The 1,859-nt window shown below is 45.9% G+C and carries 1 protein-coding gene, 1 rRNA gene and 1 pseudogene; all 3 read right to left on the bottom strand.

The features are described 5' to 3' along the window. A 16S ribosomal RNA gene (locus ACRPFF_RS10925) occupies positions 1-152 on the bottom strand; the annotation flags it as partial. A 523-nt stretch (positions 153-675) separates the two neighbouring features. Next, a complete protein-coding gene (locus ACRPFF_RS10920) occupies positions 676-1,035 on the bottom strand; it encodes a hypothetical protein (protein WP_003689732.1) in 360 nt (119 codons plus the stop codon). Between the two features lie 120 nt (positions 1,036-1,155). Further along, a pseudogene (locus ACRPFF_RS10915) lies at positions 1,156-1,737 on the bottom strand (zonular occludens toxin domain-containing protein); the annotation flags it as partial. Between the last annotated feature and the right edge of the window lie 122 nt (positions 1,738-1,859).

Below are 1,859 nucleotides of genomic sequence, written 5' to 3'. Positions count from 1 at the left end.
GTGCCCAACTGAATGATGGCAACTAATGACAAGGGTTGCGCTCGTTGCGGGACTTAACCCAACATCTCACGACACGAGCTGACGACAGCCATGCAGCACCTGTGTTACGGCTCCCGAAGGCACTCCTTCGGCTTGGATATATCCAATCCTACGGCGTTACGCATGGGATTACCCTTATATATTCAGAATCTGTGTTCTTTGATACTACTCAATTTCACAAACAAGAAAACCGCCCGCCTATTCTCGTCATCAAACTTTAAGTTTGTGGTTTGTTCAGGCCGGACGGTTTCGGCAAAGGGTAGCTATTCCTTTGCCGTGTCTGATTTTATTTGGGTTGCAGGTTTTGGTAAAGATTCCTGTTGCGACCCGAATGTCTGATTTTTTTTAGGCGTATCTCAGTCCGGAATCACTCCGTTAGTGGGTTTGCGGTATTGAAAAACAGTTCATAAAAAAGGAAAAGGGGGTATTCGTAAAGATTGGGTAACGCACCCAATCTTTACAAAGCTTCCCCCTTTTCCTTTTTTCCGCCCTATTTTCCTGCACGTACAACCCCCGAACGAAGCGATTCCGGACTGAGATACGCCCAAAAAAAAACAGCCATTCTAGCAGTTAACCCCCTTCGCTCCGCCCAAGCCATCCTGAGGGGTAGTGGCTGAATTTGTGATTTTGGTTTTATCAAACAAAATATTTGACTGAAGTCACATGGCGGTCGTCATATGGGGGTTCCTTCGCACCCAAAAAATCGACCGCGTAACGGTTTACTAAAACTTCATCGTCCTTAAACTTTTGGTGCTTTTTCCGGCAATATTTTCTGAACTCCGTTAAATTTGACGGCAAGAACCCGCAACCGTCTGCACCGTAAATGTAATCAACTTCAAACAAACTGTCTTTCCGGGCAAGCCGACCATCTTTAAGCCAGAACATAGGCTCGAAATAAAAAACTTTCGACGTGTCCGGGAACTTATGGAGACGGAGAACACGTGTGAAATCCCCGTTTTCATCTACAATTTTGATATATCTTGGTTTGTGAATCATGACATCCTCAGATTTAGTATTCAGAATATGATTTTAAAAAGAACTTTCTGCTTTACGACTCCGCCGCCGATTCCTTCAAACGGTTTTCCGCGCTCTTCAGTTGTCGTACATTAAATTTTATTAGGACTTTCCGCCCATTACGAGAACTTGGGGCTTGTCCGCTTTCGCGGACTGTGCCGCCTGTTCCGTCCTTTGCCGTTCGTCCTTGTAAGGATTGAAAGGCAACCCGTTTTTCACATATTCTTTACACATTATCTTTGTTATTTCTTTCAAGGGTGTTCCTTGATTTGAATAGCATGTGCAATCTGATTTTCCGCCGTCTATGCATCCGGCGATTTGCTCAAAGGTTTTTACTTGTCGGACTGTGTTATAAATAGGCTTGCTTTCGGGCTTTTCGGGCAAAGTCGGCACAAAGTCTTCAGGTTTCAGATTGTCGGAATGCTCAAAAGGCGCTGTTTCTGATGATGCCGTCTGCTCCGTCATCGTCTGCACAACGCTTTCTTTTTGCGCTTCCTGCTCAATCCGGCTGTCTGTGGCTTTGCTGTAAACTTGAAACATGCCGTAACTTTTCCAGCCTACAAACCCTACAACCGCAATCAACGCCCAAACCGCCCAAGGCACTTTTTTCTTGAACTTTTGGTGCCGGCTTGATGATTTATAGTATTTGAAGGCTTCTTTAGGCGGTTTCCAATTTGCGGCTTTGTCCGGAAAATTTTCCGGTATCGGGCATTATCCAGCCTTTGCCGTTCCATTGGCTGATGCCGTCTGANCGGACGCGCAGGGTGGCGGCAAACGGTTTTTGCATCTGCCAGAGCAGTNCGCGT

The organism is Neisseria sp. SLRRB23 (assembly GCF_050896295.1).
GTDB lineage: Bacteria > Pseudomonadota > Gammaproteobacteria > Burkholderiales > Neisseriaceae > Neisseria.
This window is presented reverse-complemented; position numbering and strand designations above follow the sequence as displayed.